The 366-nt window shown below is 46.2% G+C and carries 1 pseudogene; it reads left to right on the top strand.

Annotation, left to right across the window (positions count from 1 at the left end):
• Positions 1-366: pseudogene (locus A3712_RS19875) on the top strand (Si-specific NAD(P)(+) transhydrogenase); the annotation flags it as partial.

Below are 366 nucleotides of genomic sequence, written 5' to 3'. Positions count from 1 at the left end.
TAGCCTCGCAAGTGCTGCTTATGACCAAGGTCGATTTGTTGCACAAGCGATTGTTAAAGGTGAAGCGGAAGGTCACTTGATTGAAGATATCCCAACGGGAATCTACACCATTCCTGAAATCAGCTCAGTCGGTAAAACCGAGCAAGAGCTGACGGCAGCGAAAGTACCTTATGAAGTAGGACGTTCTTCATTCAAACACTTAGCTCGCGCTCAAATCGCGGGTAAAGACATCGGTAGCTTGAAGATTCTGTTCCACCGTGAAACCAAAGAGATTCTAGGTATCCACGTATTTGGTGAGCGTGCCGCAGAAATCATTCACATCGGCCAAGCAATCATGGAACAAAAAGGGGAAGCGAATACTATAGA

The organism is Vibrio sp. HI00D65, from assembly GCF_001635455.1.
In the GTDB taxonomy this organism is placed as follows: domain Bacteria; phylum Pseudomonadota; class Gammaproteobacteria; order Enterobacterales; family Vibrionaceae; genus Vibrio.
This window is presented reverse-complemented; position numbering and strand designations above follow the sequence as displayed.